The organism is Bacillus sp. 196mf (assembly GCF_003217275.1).
In the GTDB taxonomy this organism is placed as follows: Bacteria; Bacillota; Bacilli; order Bacillales; family Bacillaceae_G; genus Bacillus_A; species Bacillus_A thuringiensis_S.
The window spans coordinates 1-18,938 of record NZ_QJTG01000024.1; the positions used below are offsets into that span (position 1 = coordinate 1).

Sequence of the window (18,938 nt, forward strand, 5' to 3'; positions counted from 1 at the left end):
GATCCTGCAGTTGTTTCAGGTCCATTTATTACAACATTTGTTGACGGAACAGGATTAGTAATTTATTTCATGGTTGCAAAAATGTTATTAAATTTATAAATATACACTGAAAAAATGAAATTCGGAATAAGTATTTTGCCCTAATTGCTAAAATATAGCGGGGAATTCAGGCATGAGGAAATCAAACACCTTTGTCTTTATTAAAAAATATTTTAAAAGATTCATTGAATGTAATTAATACCGGAGGATAAAACTATGAAACATCTAAGAAAAATCTTCAAACGAATTTTGCTTCTATTGTCTATTTTCATGCTTATTGGCATAGGAATATTATTTGGTACTAGCTATGGCCGGGAGCTTCGCATAACAATGGCTGGGAGTATACTAACTTCTCAGCATCCACAATATGCGAAATATACATTCCTATCCCAAAAGGAACTAGATAAATTGCAAGATAGAATTAATCATCCAAAATGGTCAAATAGTGATGAGCATATTTATAAAAAAATAGCAGGAAAAAGATTAGAAGAATTTAAAAATCAGCCATTAGAAATTGATGTAGAAACGATTAAAAGTAACAAAGATAGTCGCTTTCTTTTTGAAGGAAAATTAGTTACTATTAGCAATCCCTTCAATGTTAAACTTGTTAGCCATCAAGGAACACAGGGCGCTAACAGGGGAGAAAAAATTAGCGTAATGGCAAAACGTAATCATGCACTTGTTGCTGTGAATGCAAGTGGATTTGCTGATGAAACAGGAAGGGGTGGAGGAAATGTTGCTACTGGAATTGTGATAGAAAATGGGAAAGCTATTGATACAAATATGGATAGAAATGCCCCTACAATTATTACGGGATTAACAAAGTTTGGTCAAATGATAACAGGAAATTATTCTACCCAACAACTGTTGGATAAACAAGTCGTTTCCGCAGCTGGATTTATGCCACAGTTAATTGTAAATGGAGAAAAAATGATTACAGAAGGAGACGGTGGTTGGGGTTCTGCTCCGCGAAGTATTATGGCCCAAAAAGAAGATGGTACAATTATGTTTCTAGTCATTGACGGTAGACAGACGCATAGTATAGGGGCTACGTTAAAAGAGTGTCAAGATATTCTATATGAAAAAGGAGCAGTAAATGCAATGGCAATGGATGGAGGTTCTTCTGCTACGCTATATTTAGGAGGAAAGGTTATAAATTCACCGTCTACATTATCCCATGAAGATCGTTATTTACCGAACGCTTGGGTGGTAACAGCAAACCAAAAACAAAAAATAAAGATGACAATTGATGGGAGAAAAATAGATACCAAAACATCAGATGAATTTGATGCGAACATTTCAACGAATTTATGAATTATTAAAAATAGAACAAATACATGATTTTTATCTCGTTAGTTGGAAAATTAAAATTATTTTTTAAAATTAGAAATTATTATTTCATATTCATGATTTGCACAATATCAAACGAGAGTGATGAGGATTCCAAATTTACGGAATTCTTATCACTCTTTTTTAGTTTTTTGTAAATATGGAACAATATCCTTACTTTCACTGTCTATTAAGCGTTAAAACATTTTTTATTAAATAAATTAAGAAAGGAATCATCATTTTTAACTAAGGGAGAAGATTGAATTGAAAAAATTATGGATGCTGTTTTTCATTTGTTTCGCAGTTATGTTGGTAGGATGTAATAAAAACGAACCGCCAAAACAAGCATTTGAAGAATATATTAATTTATGGAATGATAAAAAGTTTGCAAATATGTATGATCATTTATCAGATCATGCCAAAAAATCGATTTCTAAAAAAGAATTTACAGAAAAATATCAAAAAATCTATGAGGGGATTGGAGCTAAGAATTTAAAAGTTAAAATGAAAGGAGAGAATACGAAAGATAAAGAGCTTTTTCTTTTTGAAGTTAAGATGGATACGGATGTAGGACCAGTTTCATTCATCCATGAAGCAAAACTTGTGAAAGATAAAGAGTCTTGGAAAACAGATTGGACACCAGACTTCATCTTCCCAGGTATGAAAAAAGATTACAAAGTACGTATGCAAATAGAGCAAGGAAAACGCGGAGAAATATATGATCGCAATGGAAAAGGGCTTGCAACGAATGGTAAAGCAACTGAGGTTGGAATTATTCCAGAGAAACTAGGCGAAACAGCAGTGCAAACGAAAGAAATAGTAGCACAATTACTTGATATGTCTATAGAAGAGGTCGAACAAAAGCTCACAGCAAAATGGATAAAACCAGACTCCTTTGTACCAATTGGTATTTTAAAAGAGGGAACCAGACAGAATGATTATATTGAATTAGAAGGAGTTTCATCTCGCCCAGTAAATATTCGTACGTATCCATTAGGTGAAGCAGCGGCACACTTAACTGGATATATCGGAAAGGTGAATGCGGAGGAGTTAAAATCACTTCAAAAACAAGGTTATCAAGCAGATGATTTAGTAGGTAAGACCGGTTTAGAGAAAGTGTTAGAAAATAAATTGCGTGGTGAAAAGGGTGGACGCGTATTTATAGAAGATGAGAAGGGGAAAGAGATTAAAAACGTAGCAAAAAAAGAAGCAAAAGAAGGAGAAAATGTTACGTTAACAATTGATGCTGCAATTCAAGAAAAAATCTTTAATGAGATGAAAACTGAAGCAGGGTCTAGTGCAGCGGTCAATCCTAAAACAGGTGAAACAATCGCACTTGTAAGTAGCCCTGCTTATAATCCAAATATAATAGTTAGAGGAGCATCGAAAGCCCAACGAGAAGCATGGAGTAACGACTCGAAACTACCAATGACGAATCGCTTTACACAAGCATTTGTACCAGGTTCCGTATTTAAAACGATCACAGGTGCAATTGGTTTGGAAACAAACACAATAAATCCGAAGGAAGAATTTAAAATTCAAGGATTGAAGTGGACAAAAGATTCATCTTGGGGAAATTACTATGTAACGCGTGTAAAGGATGCAAGTCCAATTGATTTTGATAAGGCAATGAAGTACTCTGATAATATTTATTTTGCTCAACAAGCTTTGAAAATGGGAAAAGATCAGTATGTAAAGGAATTTAAAAAGTACGGATTTCATGAAAAATTACCAATCGAATACGAATTTCCTATTTCAATCATTGCAAAAGATGGGATAAAAAACGATATTCAACTAGCAGACACGGGATATGGACAAGGACAAGTATTAATGACGCCACTTCATTTAGCATTAACATATGCACCGATTGTGAATGAAGGGAATATTCCGTCGCCACATCTTTTAAAAGAAGCAAAAGTAGCAGGGAATTGGAAAGAAAATGTGGTTTCTAAAAAGAATCAAGAGATATTAAAGAGTGCATTAATCAAAGTCATTAATGACCCTGATGGTGCAGGGAGAATTGCAAAGGTTGATGGTGTAACGCTTGCTGGTAAAACTGGCACAGCAGAACTGAAAGAGTCGAAAGAAGCAGACGGAAAAGAACTGGGATGGTTCGCAGCTTTCGATGCAAATGCGCCAGACATGATTGTTACAATGATGATTGAAGATGTAAAAGGAAGAGGAGGAAGTAACGTTCCAGGTGAAAAAGTAAAACATGTATTTCAGAAATAATACTTAATTATATGGTGAATTTTTTGACTAAATTTATTACATGTTTGCTTAACTCAAAGATATAAATTGGGGAAAATATAGAACAATTAAATTTCAAAAAAGCATTCTCGATTAGAAAGAATGCTTTTTTGCTGTGATTCTAGAAAAGTTGGCATTGCTAATGGTAAATAGAAGGAGATAGCAAATTGAAATGGACAAGTGGAGTGCTACATTAAATTCAAAAAAACAGATTGTTGTGAGTGGATTTTTATCATTGTATGCTTTACTTGTTTTTTAGTAGTATTATTCTGCCTGAAAAAGATAAACAATGGAACAAATGAAACTTGTATCTTGTCTATATATTGAAACCATAATAAAAAAGTGAGGGCAGTCTTATGTTTATTCAAATAAGTTTGAGGTGTGGAAATGGAACAGACGTTTATTGAAAAGTGTAATCATGATGAGCTGGACTATGTTATAAAAGACTATTGGCAAGATGTATGGAATTATTCATTTATTATTACGAAAGATCCACACTTATCAGATGATATCACGCAAGATGTATTTATAAAGGTGTTTAAAAATTGGAATTCATTTCGAAAGGAGTCATCTATTAAAACGTGGATATTAAAAATCACAAGAAATACGGCAATAAACTATTTGAAATCCTCTTATTTTAAAAGGATATCTTTAATAGGATTTTTTAGTGACGATAAGCAATCCCTGTCAGCAGAACAAGAATTTTTTAAGCAAGAAGAAATGAATGATGTGTGGAAGGTTGTATTAGAACTACCTAAAAAGCACCGTGAAATAATTATATTGGACGCAAAATATGAATTATCTTATGAAGAAATGGCTGAAACATTAGGAGTATCCATTGGAACTGTAAAATCGAGATTAAGTAGAGCGAGAAGTAAGGTTTCAAAATTAATAGGGGAGGGTAGTAGTGATGAACAATAAACAAAATCCTGACTGGTATAGAAAAATAAAAAAAGGGCCAATGGAGAATCGTAAAGATGAAGAAGAATTTATTTCTAAAATAAAGCAGTCTATATATGAAAATAATGAAGTGGATTTTGTAAAACATAAAAGACCATTTCGTAAAAAAGCATTACCTATTGTAGTTGTTTTGGTTTGTACAATGTTATTTTTCATTGTTCAACAACCTTGGCTTGATGATAATAAATCACCGGTACAAAGTAGTACTCAAATTAAGCCTAAAACAAAAGATGAGTCTGCTCAAGATCCATCATTAAAACAATTTATGAATGAACTATATCAAAGTACGAACTCAAAAAATGAAAATGACCTGTACAAAGCGTTAAATGATGAAGTTCTATTTAAAGGGAAGAGTTATAAAAAGGATGAACTGAAGTTTGATGAAGATATTTTTCATGAGTTGCAAGTCGCTCTTACAATGGGGGGAGAGTTTGCAAATGATACAAAAAAAGTATACAAAGTACCAAGTGGATTGACAGAAAGTAACCAACCAAAGCAAGCGCATTTTATATATGCAACGGTTACTGGAAATAAAACGAAAATTTTAGCTGAACCAAAACGAGAATCACAAGTGTTATATGAAGTATCTAATGAAATGGTAAAAGCTTGGATTCCAGAAAAAGTGCAAAATGATGGATATATAAAAATATCGACAATTAATGGCAATACTGGATACGTACAAAAAGAGTATGTTTTAACTGATATTAAGTATTCATTTATGTTCGAAAAAAATGATAATGGTGAATGGAAAATAATAAATATAGATTCTATTTGGTAAAAGAGGAAGGTTCACTTTAATGAACCTTCCTCTTTGTTTTTATTCTCTTTTTGAAGTGTATGCCAAGACTCTAAAATTTCTGATGTAACGAGAGCAGCGATGTTTTTTTCTGAATTACTACCAGGAATAACGACAGAAACGGCAATTTGTGGATCTTCGGTAGGAGCATATGCAATGAAAAGAGAATGATTTATCATTCTTTCTTGCTCATTCGGAAAACCTGTAATACCTGTTTTACCTGCGACGTCAAAGGGCAACTTTTTAATTTCCTCTATATTTTGACTCATTCCACCTTGCACGACACTCCAAAAGGTCATCGGGTAACGATTTGAACTTTCTAAAATTGGTTTAAACTTTTTTGTTTCCTTACCGTCCGGACTAATAATTGCACTTACAGTTTGAGGTTTATATTTATCACCTTTACTTGCCAAAGTTGCTGCATATTGAGCGAGTTGAAGAGGGGTATGCACTTCATTTCCTCCCCAAGAGGCGTTTAATAAAGCGGAGATTCCATTTTCAAACTTATTAGATGGATGGAATTCATATTGTCCGTCTTCTTCAAAGGGTAAATCAATCCCGGTTTTAGAACGTAGGCCGAATTGTATTAAATAATCTGTCCATATATGTGCCACTTTTTTTATATTCCCATTATTTTGGTTGAATAGGGGCAGAGCTACTTTTGCTGTCATAAATGTGTTAGATGAATTAATGATAGCCTGCCTCGGTGTAATCTCCCCTGTTGGTGTTCCAGGCGCATTCGTAATGTTATTTTGATTATCATACTGAAAAGTACCTTTATCTAAATAAGTATCTTCGGGTTGGAAAAGCTTTTCATTTAATCCAATTAAAATAGTAAGTGGTTTTATAGTAGAAGCCATATTTACATAAGATTCACCATACTTTAATTTTTGAATTGCTTTATTTTGCGAAAGAGATTTAATGTTTTCTTTTCTAGAAGATACATGTGTATTTAATATATTTGGATCAAAAACTACCGAGTTGGCCATAGTTAAAATTGCGCCAGTTTTCGCATCGCTCACTACAGCATAACCAGCTTTAGCATCAGGTGTTTTCTTAATTTGAGATTTTAATGCTTCTTCTGCCTTTTGCTGCAACTCAGAGTCTAAAGCTAGCCGTACATCTTTACCTTTTTGTACGTTTTGAATGTTCCATAAGAACTTTTTATTATTCAATTTAAAAATAAGAGTTTTACCTGGTTTTCCTTTTAAATCATTTTCATATTGCAGCTCAATCCCGCTTTTTCCAACAGCCAAATGCTTTGAATTAAGGTCATTTTCTACATACCCAATTACTTGTGAACCAATTTCGTGTTTAGGATAATATCGAATCCATTCATCTTTAATTATTACATTATTGGGTTTGTTTTTGTTTATGAATGCAAGTTCATTCTCATTTATATCAGAGTATAACGGTATGCCATTCATAGTCTGCTTTTTACAAGATTGTTGTAATTGAGATTTTATGTTCTCTGTAGAAATATCATGTTGAAACTCGCTTGAAAATTGATTAAAAAAAGCTAATGTGTTTGATGTATCTTGTTTCGATAGCTTTTCATTATTAGAAGTGCAATATAGAGACTTAATTTTTTTATTTGTAGCTAGTATTACACCATTTTGATCAAAAATCTTTCCTCTTTCAGCTGAAGAAGTTGCGATAGTAATTGAAATGAAGTTGATTTTTAATAAAATTAGTAAAATCAAACCTACGATAGAAAAAAACGCAAAAAATCTCCATCTTTTTATATGTAACATATAACCCTCCCTTATGTAGCCTATTTCATCTTATATTTAATTATTTTTTTTGTAAATGTGGAACAACTTTATTGTTTAGGTTGTCTATTAAGTATTACAGCATGAAGAAAGGAATAATTAGCATGAAAATTTACTAGCAAGTTTATATGTAAGGTTTAATAAGAGTCATTATACAGTTTAGCACTTCTCATGCAAGTGGCAAAAAAATAGAGAGAAAACAGGAAGGGAGAGTTATTAATTCCGTATCTAAACGAAAAGAAATGGTTGCTTACAAGGATTAAGCAAAAAATTGAGGCAATATTTATAACCGATTATCGGTATCTAATATATAAGGAATGCTTTTAGTATTTGTAGCAATTTCTGAAAGGATTAAATGGAGGATTTATGAAAGAACAAAAAGGCAAGAAGCAGAAGACATATATATCTATTCGATTAAATATAATGTTCCTTTGCATATTTGTACTATTCTCAGCTATTATTATGCAGCTAGGAAAGGTACAAATCGTTGAGGGAGAGGCTTATAAGAACCAAGTGGAAAGTAGTCAAAATGCAATAACTAGTATTCCAGTTCCACGTGGACAAATTTTAGATCGAGAAGGGAAAACAGTTGTTAATAATAAATCTCTTCGCACAATTACGTATACAAGGGTGAAGGGAATTACGAGTGAAGATATTTTAAAAACAGCAAAAGACTTGGCGAAAGTACTTGAAATGCCTGAACAAGATATAAATAAATTAACAGATATCGATAAAAAAGATTTTTGGATGCAGTTGAATTCGAAACGTGCGGAGACAAAGATTACTAAGAAAGATATAGAAAAGTTTAAAGAAAAGGGTATAGAGGGAAAAGAGTTAGATAAAAAAATAGAAGACTTAAGACGAGGTCGTGTTACAGAGGTAGAATTAGCAGAATTAACAGCACAAGATTTAAAGGTGTTAGCTATTAAAAGTAAAATGAGTTCAGGTTATCAACTAACACCACAAATCATTAAAAAAGATGTAACAGATGAAGAGTATGCGCGGATAAGCGAAAATCTTGCGAATTTTCCAGGAGTAGATGCAACTGTTGATTGGGAACGTAATTATGTAAACGGTAATTTATTTCGTTCTGTATTAGGAAATATTACGAGTAGTGAAGAAGGATTACCGAAAGAAAATTTAGATTCTTATTTAGTACGTGGATATAACCGTAATGATCGTGTTGGAAAAAGTTATATTGAACAACGATATGAAGATGTATTACACGGCACAAAAGAAGAAGTGAAAAATATTACTGATAAATCAGGAAACATTGTTAGCACAGAAATAATCTCTAAAGGAAAAAGTGGTAATAGTTTAACATTAACGATTGATATGGAATTACAAAAGAAAGTGGAAGAAAGTATAGAGAAAAACTTGAGAGCTTTTAAGAGTTCAGAGCCACTGCTCGATCGAGCTTTTGTTGTCATGACGAATCCAAATAACGGACAAATTTTATCAATGGCAGGCAAAAAGATTGTAGAAAAAGAAGGGAAAATAGAAGTTGAGGATTTGGCATTAGGAAACATGACAACTTCGTATGAGCTAGGGTCAGCTGTAAAAGGTGCTACTTTATTAACTGGATATGAGACAGGCGCAATACATCCAGGAGATCAATTTTATGACGCGCCGATGAAATTTAAAGGTACACAAGCTAAGAAATCGTGGAATGTATCCGGATTTGGTAATATTAATGATTTACGGGCTTTACAAGTATCTTCGAATGTATACATGTTCCAGACCGCTTTAAAAATTGCGGGAGTTAATTACGTACCAAATGGCTCATTGGATATTAAACAAGGAGCATTTGATACGATGCGCTATTATTTCAAGCAATTTGGTTTAGGTGTCCCAACAGGTATTGATTTACCGAATGAAATAATTGGACAAACGAGAAAAGTAGATAGTCAACCTGGGTTTTTACTAGATTTTTCTATCGGTCAGTATGATACGTATACGCCGTTGCAATTAGCGCAATATATTTCAACGATTGCGAATGGTGGTTATAGAATGCAACCTCAAATTGTACAAGAAATACGAGAACAATCAATAAAAGAAGAGGTTGGCAAAGTTATACGTTCCATAGAGCCTGTCGTATTAAATCGAATTGATATGAAGAAAGAACATATTGATCGGATAAAAGAAGGGTTTAGATGGGTATTCCAAGAAGGTGATGGAACTGGCGTGAAATATTTCAAAAACGCGCCATATAAACCAGCAGGAAAGACAGGAACAGCCCAAACTGTATATGGTGGAGATGACCCGATTGGTAGAAATGCAAAAGGAGAACGTATGGAATGTTACAACTTAACGTTAGTTGGATATGCTCCATATGATAATCTAGAAGTAGCATTTTCCGTAGTAGTTCCATGGCTTCATGATGATAAAAATGGAATTAATTCTATAATCGGAAAGGAAGTATTAGATGTATACTTTGATTTAAAACAGCAACGTATACATGGTGATGCTACTAGTACAGGTAGTTCTAAGCAAAATTAGAGTACTTTTCTCAGGGAAAGAACCTGTTCATATAAAGCCATTTATAAGTAAAAAAATGAAATATGAAATAGGAGATAGAGGCGTCGTAGCTACTATCTCTTATTTTGTTAATAACTCTCATACTAGCTATAATTTTTTTAGTTTATGGAACAAATTTGGTTCGGTGATTGTCTATTATGTGTACGTATAAAAAGGTGCTAAAAATTTGGAAGGAATGATGATTTTGAAAAATAAGAGGATGCTAAAAATAGGAATATGCGTTGGTATATTAGGTTTAAGTATTACAAGCCTAGAAGCTTTTACAGGAGGGGCACTGCAAGTTGAAGCGAAAGAAAAGACTGGACAAGTGAAACATAAAAATCAGGCGACGCATAAAGAGTTCTCTCAACTTGAGAAAAAATTTGATGCTCGAGTAGGTGTATATGCGATTGATACTGGTACAAATCAAACAATTTCTTATCGATCTAACGAAAGATTTGCCTTCGCATCAACCTACAAGGCTTTAGCAGCAGGAGTATTACTACAGCAAAACTCAATTGATACATTAAATGAAGTAATCACATTTACGAAAGAAGACTTAGTGGATTATTCACCTGTTACAGAGAAACATGTAGATACTGGAATGAAACTAGGAGAAATTGCTGAGGCTGCTGTTCGTTCAAGTGATAATACTACAGGGAACATTTTATTTAATAAAATAGGCGGACCTAAAGGATATGAAAAAGCGCTTAGAAAGATGGGGGATCGGGTTACTATGTCTGATCGCTTTGAAACAGAATTAAACGAAGCTATTCCAGGAGACATTCGTGACACTAGTACAGCGAAAGCAATTGCTACGAATCTTAAAGCTTTTACGGTCGGAAATGCACTTCCAGCTGAAAAACGTAAAATTCTTACAGAGTGGATGAAAGGAAATGCTACAGGGGACAAACTTATTCGTGCAGGCGTACCAACTGACTGGGTAGTTGGAGATAAATCAGGTGCTGGCAGTTACGGAACAAGAAATGATATTGCTATCGTTTGGCCTCCGAATAGAGCACCAATTATCATCGCAATTTTATCTAGTAAAGATGAGAAAGAGGCTAGCTATGATAATCAACTCATTGCAGAGGCAACGGAAGTTATAGTTAAGGCTCTTAAGTAATAATCTTTCAATTCTTTATGTAATATAATTAAAAATAAGAACTTGGAAAGCGATTCTTTTTAATGTGAAAAGAATCGCTTTTTTATAAGCATGTAAACTATTTATACCTATGTATTATAAAGATATAATTAATGTAGAAAAGAGGGTGAATAGTTATGGAGAATGACAATCAAGTCTTTTGGAGAACAGATTGTCTTGTTTTGAGAAGGTTTAGTATGGATGACACTAACTACTTTCATTTTTATCGTTCTAATCCAGAAGTGGCTAAATTTCAGTCATGGGTTAATTATCAATATCATGAGGCTAAAACGTTTGTAAATGAACAAGTTAAAAATAATCCTAATCTACCAGGTACTTGGTTCCAGTTCGCAATTGCTTTGGCTGAAAATAACAAAATAATTGGAGATTGTGCACTTCACACACTTGTAAATGAACCTCGCATCGTAGAAATTGGATTTACTCTTTCTCCAGAATATCAGGGGAAAGGCTATGCAACTGAAGCTGTTTGTGCCTTACTGAATTACATATTTCATTCATTACGGAAACATAAAGTGACTGCATTTTCGGACGTTCGAAATAATAAGTCTATTTCTGTACTAGAACGAGTGGGGTTGAGGAGAGAAGGTCATTTATTACAGAATTACATGCTAAAAGGGCAGTGGATTGATGAATATCAATATTCAATATTGAAGTCTGAATGGAATGACGCTACATAATTTTAAAATTTAGAAACAATGAAGGAACTTATTCATGAAATTGATGAAAATGCCTTTGTCACTGTATATGATGTTGCGGAAGTACAAGGCGGAAACTTTAAAAAGCATGATATTCATTAAGGGTATTAACTAAGTTAAATGTTTTATACATAGTTGATTATTGAAAAAGATAAAAAACTCACCACATATAGAGAGACAACTGGTATGTACTAAGATGTACAACGGCAAGATACATAGAACTAAAACTAAGATATTCATACGAACTCAAAAAGCTGAAATTCCTTAACTTGGGAATTTCGGCTTTAATGTTATATGATAGAGTTACGATTAGAACAGAACCGGGCATGTTTACTTCAACAGAGTGATATAAGTTCTTCAGTTCCTAAAATTAGAAACTTGTACTTGATTATCGTAGTTAAATCGATTTCACTTTAAAAGAGAACCGTTAGATAAAAAGAATAATCTATTGAAATGTTTTTGAGAATTGTAGTATTGATGAAGATTTTAGGAGGGAATATGAGCAAGAAGATTAAAAGAAGTATATTACTTATTGCTACATTAGTAGGTTGTAGTATCTTTTTATATTTACAGAACAATTTAATAAGTATAACTGAGGTTAAAATAACCTCTAGTAAAATACCATCCTCTTTTAAAGGGTATAAAATTCTACAAATTTCAGACTTACACAATAAAAAATTTGGCGATAATCAAGATGTGTTAATTCAAAAAATAAAAAGTATAGACCCAGATATTATTGCGATTACGGGTGATTTAATTGACAGTAAATCATGCGATGCAGAAGTTAGTATGCAATTAATACGAGAAATTGTAAAGAAATATCCTGTATATTTTGTGACAGGAAACCATGAACAATGGTCTGGAAAGTATAACAATTTAGAAAAAGAGTTGAAGAAATATGATGTCAATGTTTTAAGGAATGAACATGTAGGCATTCGAAAGGGTGAGCAAGAAATAAACTTGCTCGGTATTGATGATCCAGAGTTTGTTACTGGAAACCGTGATGAAGGAAATATTATAATAGATGAAATTAAAAAAGCGAAAATTGAAATGCAGCCAGATAAATATAATGTATTATTATCCCATCGGCCTGAATTTATAAAGGAATATACGAATGAGAGGTTGGATTTGGTTTTATCGGGACATGCTCATGGAGGGCAAGTTAGATTGCCATTTATCGGAGGATTAGTTGCGCCAAATCAAGGTGTTTTACCTAAATATACAGCGGGTTTATATGTAGAACAAAATACATCAATGGTAGTGAGTAGAGGATTAGGAAATAGTATCATTCCGCAAAGGATTTTGAATAGGCCAGAAATTGTAGTCGTGCAGCTAAATTAAGCTGTACGATTTTTTTTATACAAAAATGAGTAAAGGGGCTTTCTGTATTTTGCAGGAGTAAACATTACAATTTTGTTAAAAATTTTCTACGTTACATAAAGTAACAAAATTTGACCCTCAGTGTTTGTTATAGTGTAAATAATCAAAAAACTTAAAATTTGTCGAGTGAAAATTGTGATAAGTAATTCATATAAAAACTTAAAGGGGTGTACACATGCATAAAGAATATGAAATTGAAGAATACACGGCGATTGAGGAACAAATCCATTATTATTGTAAATGTTTATTAGTAAGTCATCCTGATCAAATAATAAAGTATTTAGAAAAAAGGTTAGAAAAATATGCAGAAACATTACAATATGCACATTTATATCCTGACACAGTTATTTTACCGTTACAGCAATTAGTTATCGAATATTCTTTAGACGTTGCTAGAATTCGGAAGTATATGAATTTAAAAACGTAAAGTGAAATTTATAGTTTAAATGAAACAGAGTCGACTTTAGGAAATGAAATTCTAATGTCGACTCTGTTTCATTTTTTAATATCGGTGATTGAACATACATACTAATCAACGAAGTTTGACATATAATTAAGCAAGAGTAAAATAAAAGTGAGTACTCACTCATTTTTATTGGAAAAGGAGGATGAAACGTGCAACAACCTTCAATTATTTTACGGACTGTATCAAAAAGTTTTGGAAAAAAAGAAGTGTTACACAATCTTTCATTGCAAGTTGAAAAAGCAGAGATTTTTGGTTTTGTTGGACCTTCTGGATCGGGGAAAACAACGCTCATTAAAATGATTGCAGGTATTAATGAGGCAACGAAAGGTGAAGTACTTGTTAATAATACTAATATGCCTAATTTAAATGAAATGAAACGAATTGGTTATATGGCCCAGGCGGATGCATTATATGAAGAATTATCAGCATATGAAAATGCAGATTTTATAGCAACGATGTATGGATTAAAGGGAAAAAGTAAAAAGACAAGAATTGCAGAGGTTTTTGAACTTGTACAATTGTCACAGTATATGAAAAAGCAAGTACAACAATTTTCAGGTGGAATGAAAAAACGCTTATCATTAGCAATAGCACTCCTCCATGAACCAGAAATATTAATTTTAGATGAGCCTACAGTGGGGATAGATCCGCTTCTTAGGAAAACGATTTGGGAAAAATTTTATGATCTTAAAAAGAAAGGCACAACGATTATTGTAACGACGCACATTATGGATGAAGCTGAATTTTGTGAGCGTCTAGGATTAATTAGAGAAGGGAAACTAGTTGCGGTTGGAACAACTGAAGAATTGAAAAAACGCGTGTCATCTGGACGGATTGAAGATGTCTTTTTGTTGGAAGAGGTGGTGTCATCATGAGAGTTACTGGTGTAATCATTCGTATTATTCGCCAATTTTTTCGAGATAAGCGTTCGTTAGCGATGATGTTTGGGGCACCAATGTTATTACTTTGGCTATTATCGCTAGTGTTTACACAAAAAGACTATATACCGCAAATTGCTGTTGTTGATATGCCCGCTCAAATAGTAAAAGTGATGAAAAATCAAGAAGCGTCAATTTATGAATACAGTAAAGAAAACGCGATTTCTGAGTTAGAAAAACAAAAGGTAGATGCAATACTTCGAATAGAGAATGGAAAAATGAAACTTCTGTTGGAAGGTAGTGATTCGTCAAAAAATCGTGCTGTACTTCAAGTATTGCAAAAAAGCACAGAGAAGAATGATGTATCGATTATGAAACCTGAAGTAAATTTTTTACATGGCTCTAAAGACTTTACGATGTTTGATGGGCTTGGTCCTGTATTAATTGGTTTCTTTACATTTTTCTTTGTATTTATATTATCAGGTGTATCCTTCGTAAGAGAACGTTTAAGTGGTACGCTAGAAAGGTTATTATCCACCCCAATAAGAAGATGGGAAATAGTCGCAGGTTATATTATTGGTTTTGGAATCTTTGCCTTTATACAATCCATTATTATCGTAAGTTTTTCCGTTTATATTTTAGATTTATACGTAGCTGGATCTATATGGCTAACGCTACTTATTACATGTATGCTCTCTTTAACTGCACTAACATTAGGTACGTTTTTATCGGCATACGCAAATAATGAATTTCAAATGATTCAATTTATACCGCTTGTTATTGTGCCACAAATCTTCTTTTCTGGATTGTTTCCAATGGAATCTATGAACAAGTGGCTACAAATGTTAGGGAAAGTATTTCCACTCACATACGGCGCTGACGCAATGAGACAAGTGATGATTCGGAATCAAGGGTTTACAGAGATTGCATTAGATCTTGCTGTATTATTACTTTTTTCAATATTATTTGCAGTAGGAAATGTATTTGCTTTAAAGAAACATCGCAAAATATAATAATGACAAAAAGGAGCTTTATAAATGCAGAAGGATTGGCTGGAGGAATTAATAGCTGCAACTAATACGGATAAAAGAAATGAACGTCAAATGCGAATATTAGAGGCGGCTGTTGATATGTTTGGAGAAAAAGGATACGCTTCAACTTCAACAAGTGAAATTGCAAAACGGGCTGGTGTAGCGGAAGGAACAATCTTCCGCTACTATAAGACGAAAAAAGATTTATTACTAGCGGTCGTAATGCCAACTTTAACTAAGTTCGCTGCACCATTTTTCGTACAAACCTTTGCAAAAGAAATATTTAAATCGGAGTATGAATCATATGAAAGACTTTTAAGGGTTGTAATTCATAATAGGTTTAAATTTGCTCAAAAACACTTTCCTATGATAAAAATATTAATTCAAGAGGTGCCATTCCAACCAGAACTGAAAAATGAAATACAGCAATTAGTAGAAACAGAACTGTTTTCACATTTCAAAAAGTTGATTGTGAAATTTCAAGAAGAAGGGGAAATTATTGAGATATCACCATCTTCCGTACTACGTCTTACTTTATCAGCTGTATTAGGTTTATTATTAACACGATTTTTATTATTGCCTGAAGAAAAATGGAATGATGAAGCGGAAATTGAAAATACGATTCAATTTATATTGTATGGATTAACTCCACGATTTTAATCGTTGAAGTGTGAATTACATACATTACTTTTAAGTAAAAATAAATCGCCTTTAAAAAGGCGATTTATTTTCATTATATATTTTTGATAAATAAGTGCTTGTTTACTAAAAACATTCTAAATCAGCGTGTTTCTTTGTCTCTTCTTCTAAGACCTAATAATCCTGCTAGTCCTAATAAACCAAGCCAAGCCCAATTATTATTTTTATCACGATTATCATTTAAATCATTTGTTGTATTTACATTTCGAGTTCTTACATCATTATTAACTCTGTCTAAGTTATTGTCATTTACTCGAGTTGAAATATCAGTGTTATTAACTCTATTCATATTATTTCCATCGTATTCAGCTTGCGTAGATGTACCTAAAAACATAATAGATAGTGTTAAAACACTCAAAATAGATGATAATTTCTTTTTCATAACAATCCCTCCTTTCTTAATCATTAATTTCTCCGAAGCATGTGTGTATTATTCATTTCACAATATCTAAACCCTCATTAATAGGGCGCACATTTATAGAAAATAGAGTTGAATGATTGTTAATGTATCATTGGATTTATATTTCTCATAAAAATAACTGAATCAAACTTTGCTTAAAATGTTAATCTTAGTACAATTTATATTATACGGACTAGTAATAAGGAGGTAATAAGATGCGACAATTTGCAAAACCTACAATCGTCGTAAGTAAATGTTTAGAATTTGATGCTTGTCGTTATAATGGAGAGATGATTCCAGATGTAACAATACGAAATTTGCAGCCATTTGTTACATTTATACCTGTTTGTCCAGAAGTCGAGATTGGATTGGGGACTCCTCGTGAAACGATACGAATTGTAGAAGAAAATGGTGAGAATAGACTTGTGCAACCGTCGACACGAGAAGATGTAACTGAAAAAATGGAGCAGTTTTCAAATGACTTTTTACAAACGATATCGGATGTGGATGGTTTTATTTTAAAGAATCGTTCACCAAGTTGTGGTACGCGTGATGTGAAAATTTATTCTGGTTTTGAAAAAGCGCCAGCAAAGGGAAAAGGAGCTGGCTTATTTGGCGGAGCAGTAGTAAAAAATTTTTCGTATCTTCCTATTGAAGAGGAAGGTAGATTGTCGAATTTTATTATTAGAGAGCATTTCTTTACAAGGCTATTTACAATCGCATATTACAAAATGATTAAACACAATAAAAATATGAAAGAACTTGTATCGTTTCAGTCGGATAATAAATATTTATTTATGGCATATAATCAGGTGAAACAAAAGGAATTAGGTCGTATAATTGCAAATCAAAAAAATGAAAAGATTGAAGTGGTATTTGAAAACTATGAGAAGACTTTATATGAATTATTTATGCGTGCGCCCCGTTATACATCGAATGTAAATGTATGCGAGCACATTTTTGGATATTTTAAAACAAAGTTAAAAAAACAAGAAAAAGATCATTTTATAGAACTGTTACAAAAGTATGCAGAAAAGAAAATACCACTTAGTAGTTTACTTACAATTTTAAAATCATGGGCTATTCGATTTGATGAAAAGTATTTATTAAGACAAACATATTTCGAACCATATCCTGAAGCATTAGTAGAAATTTCTGATTCCGGAAAAGGTAGAGATTATTAAACAATAAATTACATAATTCGACACAAAACCTCCTATGTTGTTGTAGAACAATGTAGGAATTTTTTTGTGCATTAGTACAGAATCTGTTTTAAAATTAAGTTATGACAGAATTATAGCAATTATCTAACTAATATTCTTGTCTTTTAAGTTGTTATGTTTGTAGTAGAAACTCGCACGCTGTCGAAACTCAATATTCGATAAGGGGTGTGTAGCGGAATGGAATTTACTCTAACTCGCGAAAAACAAATGATTAAAGAAATGGTACGTGACTTTGCTGAAAAGGAAATCGCACCGAAAGCTGTATATTATGACAAAACTGCAGAGTTTCCATATGAAACATTTCAAAAAATGGGCGAACTAGGATTACTAGGCATCCCATTCCCAGAAGAGTATGGAGGTTCAGGTGGCGATACAGTATCGTATGCTTTAGCAGTTGAAGAAATTGGTCGCGCTTGTGGTGGCACCGGTTTAAGCTATGCTGCAACAATTTCATTAGGTGCTTCTCCAATTTATTATTTCGGTACAGAAGAACAAAAACAAAAGTATTTAGTTCCAATGGCGTCAGGTAAAACATTAGGTGCCTTCGGATTAACGGAGCCGAATGCTGGATCAGATGCAGGTGGTACTCAATCGAAAGCGGTATTAGATGGTGATGAGTATGTAATCAGTGGTGAGAAGTGTTGGATTACAAACGCAGAGTATGCAAATACAATTATTGTAACCGCTGTCAACGGTATTGAAGAGAATGGTAGAAAACGTATTTCTGCATTTATCGTGCCTACTACGAGTGAAGGATTAACGATTTCAAGTCCTTACGATAAGATGGGTGTTCGCGCTTCTAATACTTGTGAAATCGTACTTGATGGTGTTCGTGTACCGAAAGAAAATATTCTTGGTGATGTAAATAAAGGCTTTAAACAATTTTTATATACACTTGATGGAGGGCGTATTTCAATCGCTGCATTGGCAGTTGGTATTGCGCAATCAGCCTTTGAACGTGCATTACAATATGCGAAAGAACGTCAACAATTTGGAAAGTCAATCTCTAATTTCCAAGCGATTCAATTTAAATTAGCTGATATGGCGACTGAAGTAGAGCTAGCACGCAATTTAGTACATAAAGCAGCTTGGTTAAAAGATAACGATAAACCTTTCGGCAAAGAAGCGGCAATGGCAAAACTATTTGCATCGGAAGCAGCAAGCCGTATTGCGAATCAAGCAGTACAGATTCATGGTGGATATGGTTATATGCGTGAATATGAAGTTGAACGACATATTCGTGATGCGAAACTATTAGAAATTGGTGAAGGAACTTCTGAAATTCAACGTCTCGTAATTGCTAGACATTTAGGATGTAGATAAAAGGGAGGAATCACT

The 18,938-nt window shown here is 33.1% G+C and carries 17 protein-coding genes and 1 pseudogene; 16 read left to right on the forward strand and 2 right to left on the reverse strand.

The window, feature by feature from the left end; all coding sequences use genetic code 11:
- The 5 genes from ATL10_RS32235 to ATL10_RS24265 form a co-directional block, all read left to right on the forward strand.
- The coding region (locus ATL10_RS32235; protein ID WP_346763354.1) for a magnesium transporter at positions 1-99 on the forward strand (99 nt) is incomplete at its 5' end.
- A gap of 156 nt (positions 100-255) precedes the next feature.
- Positions 256-1,353, forward strand: coding sequence for a phosphodiester glycosidase family protein (locus tag ATL10_RS24250; RefSeq protein ID WP_110497674.1), 1,098 nt, complete (start codon positions 256-258; stop codon positions 1,351-1,353).
- A gap of 279 nt (positions 1,354-1,632) precedes the next feature.
- Positions 1,633-3,600, forward strand: a complete 1,968-nt coding sequence (locus ATL10_RS24255) for a penicillin-binding transpeptidase domain-containing protein (RefSeq protein ID WP_016512814.1) — start codon at positions 1,633-1,635, stop codon at positions 3,598-3,600.
- Between the two features lie 405 nt (positions 3,601-4,005).
- Complete coding sequence (locus ATL10_RS24260; RefSeq protein WP_000438327.1) at positions 4,006-4,539, forward strand: RNA polymerase sigma factor; 534 nt, start codon at positions 4,006-4,008, stop codon at positions 4,537-4,539.
- The gene (locus tag ATL10_RS24265) at positions 4,529-5,356 is read left to right on the forward strand and encodes an SH3 domain-containing protein (protein WP_001060761.1); all 828 of its coding nucleotides are present in this window, start codon (positions 4,529-4,531) and stop codon (positions 5,354-5,356) included. The genes ATL10_RS24260 and ATL10_RS24265 overlap by 11 nt, the downstream gene beginning before the upstream one ends.
- A gap of 11 nt (positions 5,357-5,367) precedes the next feature.
- Here the strand turns inward: ATL10_RS24265 and ATL10_RS24270 are convergent, their stop codons facing one another.
- Entirely contained in the window at positions 5,368-7,128 is a 1,761-nt protein-coding gene (locus ATL10_RS24270; RefSeq protein WP_110497676.1) for a peptidoglycan D,D-transpeptidase FtsI family protein, read from the reverse strand.
- A gap of 384 nt (positions 7,129-7,512) precedes the next feature.
- Here ATL10_RS24270 and ATL10_RS24275 point away from each other — a divergent pair, with 384 nt between their 5' ends.
- The 9 genes and pseudogenes from ATL10_RS24275 to ATL10_RS24315 all read left to right on the forward strand — a co-directional run bounded on the left by ATL10_RS24275 (position 7,513) and on the right by ATL10_RS24315 (position 15,938).
- Positions 7,513-9,645, forward strand: a complete 2,133-nt coding sequence (locus ATL10_RS24275) for a peptidoglycan D,D-transpeptidase FtsI family protein (protein WP_110497679.1) — start codon at positions 7,513-7,515, stop codon at positions 9,643-9,645.
- A 217-nt stretch (positions 9,646-9,862) separates the two neighbouring features.
- The gene (bla, locus tag ATL10_RS24280; protein WP_142669999.1) at positions 9,863-10,789 is read left to right on the forward strand and encodes a class A beta-lactamase Bla1; all 927 of its coding nucleotides are present in this window, start codon (positions 9,863-9,865) and stop codon (positions 10,787-10,789) included.
- A 155-nt stretch (positions 10,790-10,944) separates the two neighbouring features.
- The gene (locus ATL10_RS24285) at positions 10,945-11,505 is read left to right on the forward strand and encodes a GNAT family N-acetyltransferase (RefSeq protein WP_098256461.1); all 561 of its coding nucleotides are present in this window, start codon (positions 10,945-10,947) and stop codon (positions 11,503-11,505) included.
- Between the two features lie 18 nt (positions 11,506-11,523).
- Positions 11,524-11,625: pseudogene (locus ATL10_RS24290) on the forward strand (DUF2179 domain-containing protein); the annotation flags it as partial.
- Between the two features lie 396 nt (positions 11,626-12,021).
- Positions 12,022-12,864, forward strand: coding sequence for a metallophosphoesterase (locus ATL10_RS24295; RefSeq protein WP_000037685.1), 843 nt, complete (start codon positions 12,022-12,024; stop codon positions 12,862-12,864).
- A gap of 214 nt (positions 12,865-13,078) precedes the next feature.
- Positions 13,079-13,330, forward strand: coding sequence for a hypothetical protein (locus ATL10_RS24300; RefSeq protein ID WP_000548621.1), 252 nt, complete (start codon positions 13,079-13,081; stop codon positions 13,328-13,330).
- 188 nt (positions 13,331-13,518) lie between these two features.
- Positions 13,519-14,244 carry an ABC transporter ATP-binding protein gene (locus tag ATL10_RS24305; protein ID WP_001187075.1) on the forward strand — a complete coding sequence of 242 codons (726 nt, stop codon included), beginning with the start codon at positions 13,519-13,521 and terminating at the stop codon, positions 14,242-14,244.
- Positions 14,241-15,260: an ABC transporter permease gene (locus ATL10_RS24310; protein ID WP_001266734.1), complete on the forward strand. Its 1,020-nt coding sequence runs from the start codon at positions 14,241-14,243 to the stop codon at positions 15,258-15,260. The genes ATL10_RS24305 and ATL10_RS24310 overlap by 4 nt, the downstream gene beginning before the upstream one ends.
- 24 nt (positions 15,261-15,284) lie before the next feature.
- Positions 15,285-15,938, forward strand: coding sequence for a TetR/AcrR family transcriptional regulator (locus ATL10_RS24315; RefSeq protein ID WP_001168196.1), 654 nt, complete (start codon positions 15,285-15,287; stop codon positions 15,936-15,938).
- 121 nt (positions 15,939-16,059) lie between these two features.
- Here ATL10_RS24315 and ATL10_RS24320 read toward each other — a convergent pair whose 3' ends face one another.
- The gene (locus tag ATL10_RS24320) at positions 16,060-16,359 is read right to left on the reverse strand and encodes a WGxxGxxG family protein (RefSeq protein WP_000728159.1); all 300 of its coding nucleotides are present in this window, start codon (positions 16,357-16,359) and stop codon (positions 16,060-16,062) included.
- A 233-nt stretch (positions 16,360-16,592) separates the two neighbouring features.
- On the opposite strand from ATL10_RS24320, the gene ATL10_RS24325 reads away from it, so the two are divergent.
- Together ATL10_RS24325 and ATL10_RS24330 are read left to right on the forward strand one after the other, a co-directional pair.
- Entirely contained in the window at positions 16,593-17,561 is a 969-nt protein-coding gene (locus tag ATL10_RS24325) for a YbgA family protein (RefSeq protein ID WP_001248644.1), read from the forward strand.
- A gap of 216 nt (positions 17,562-17,777) precedes the next feature.
- Complete coding sequence (locus ATL10_RS24330; protein WP_110497683.1) at positions 17,778-18,923, forward strand: acyl-CoA dehydrogenase; 1,146 nt, start codon at positions 17,778-17,780, stop codon at positions 18,921-18,923.
- Positions 18,924-18,938: the final 15 nt, after the last annotated feature.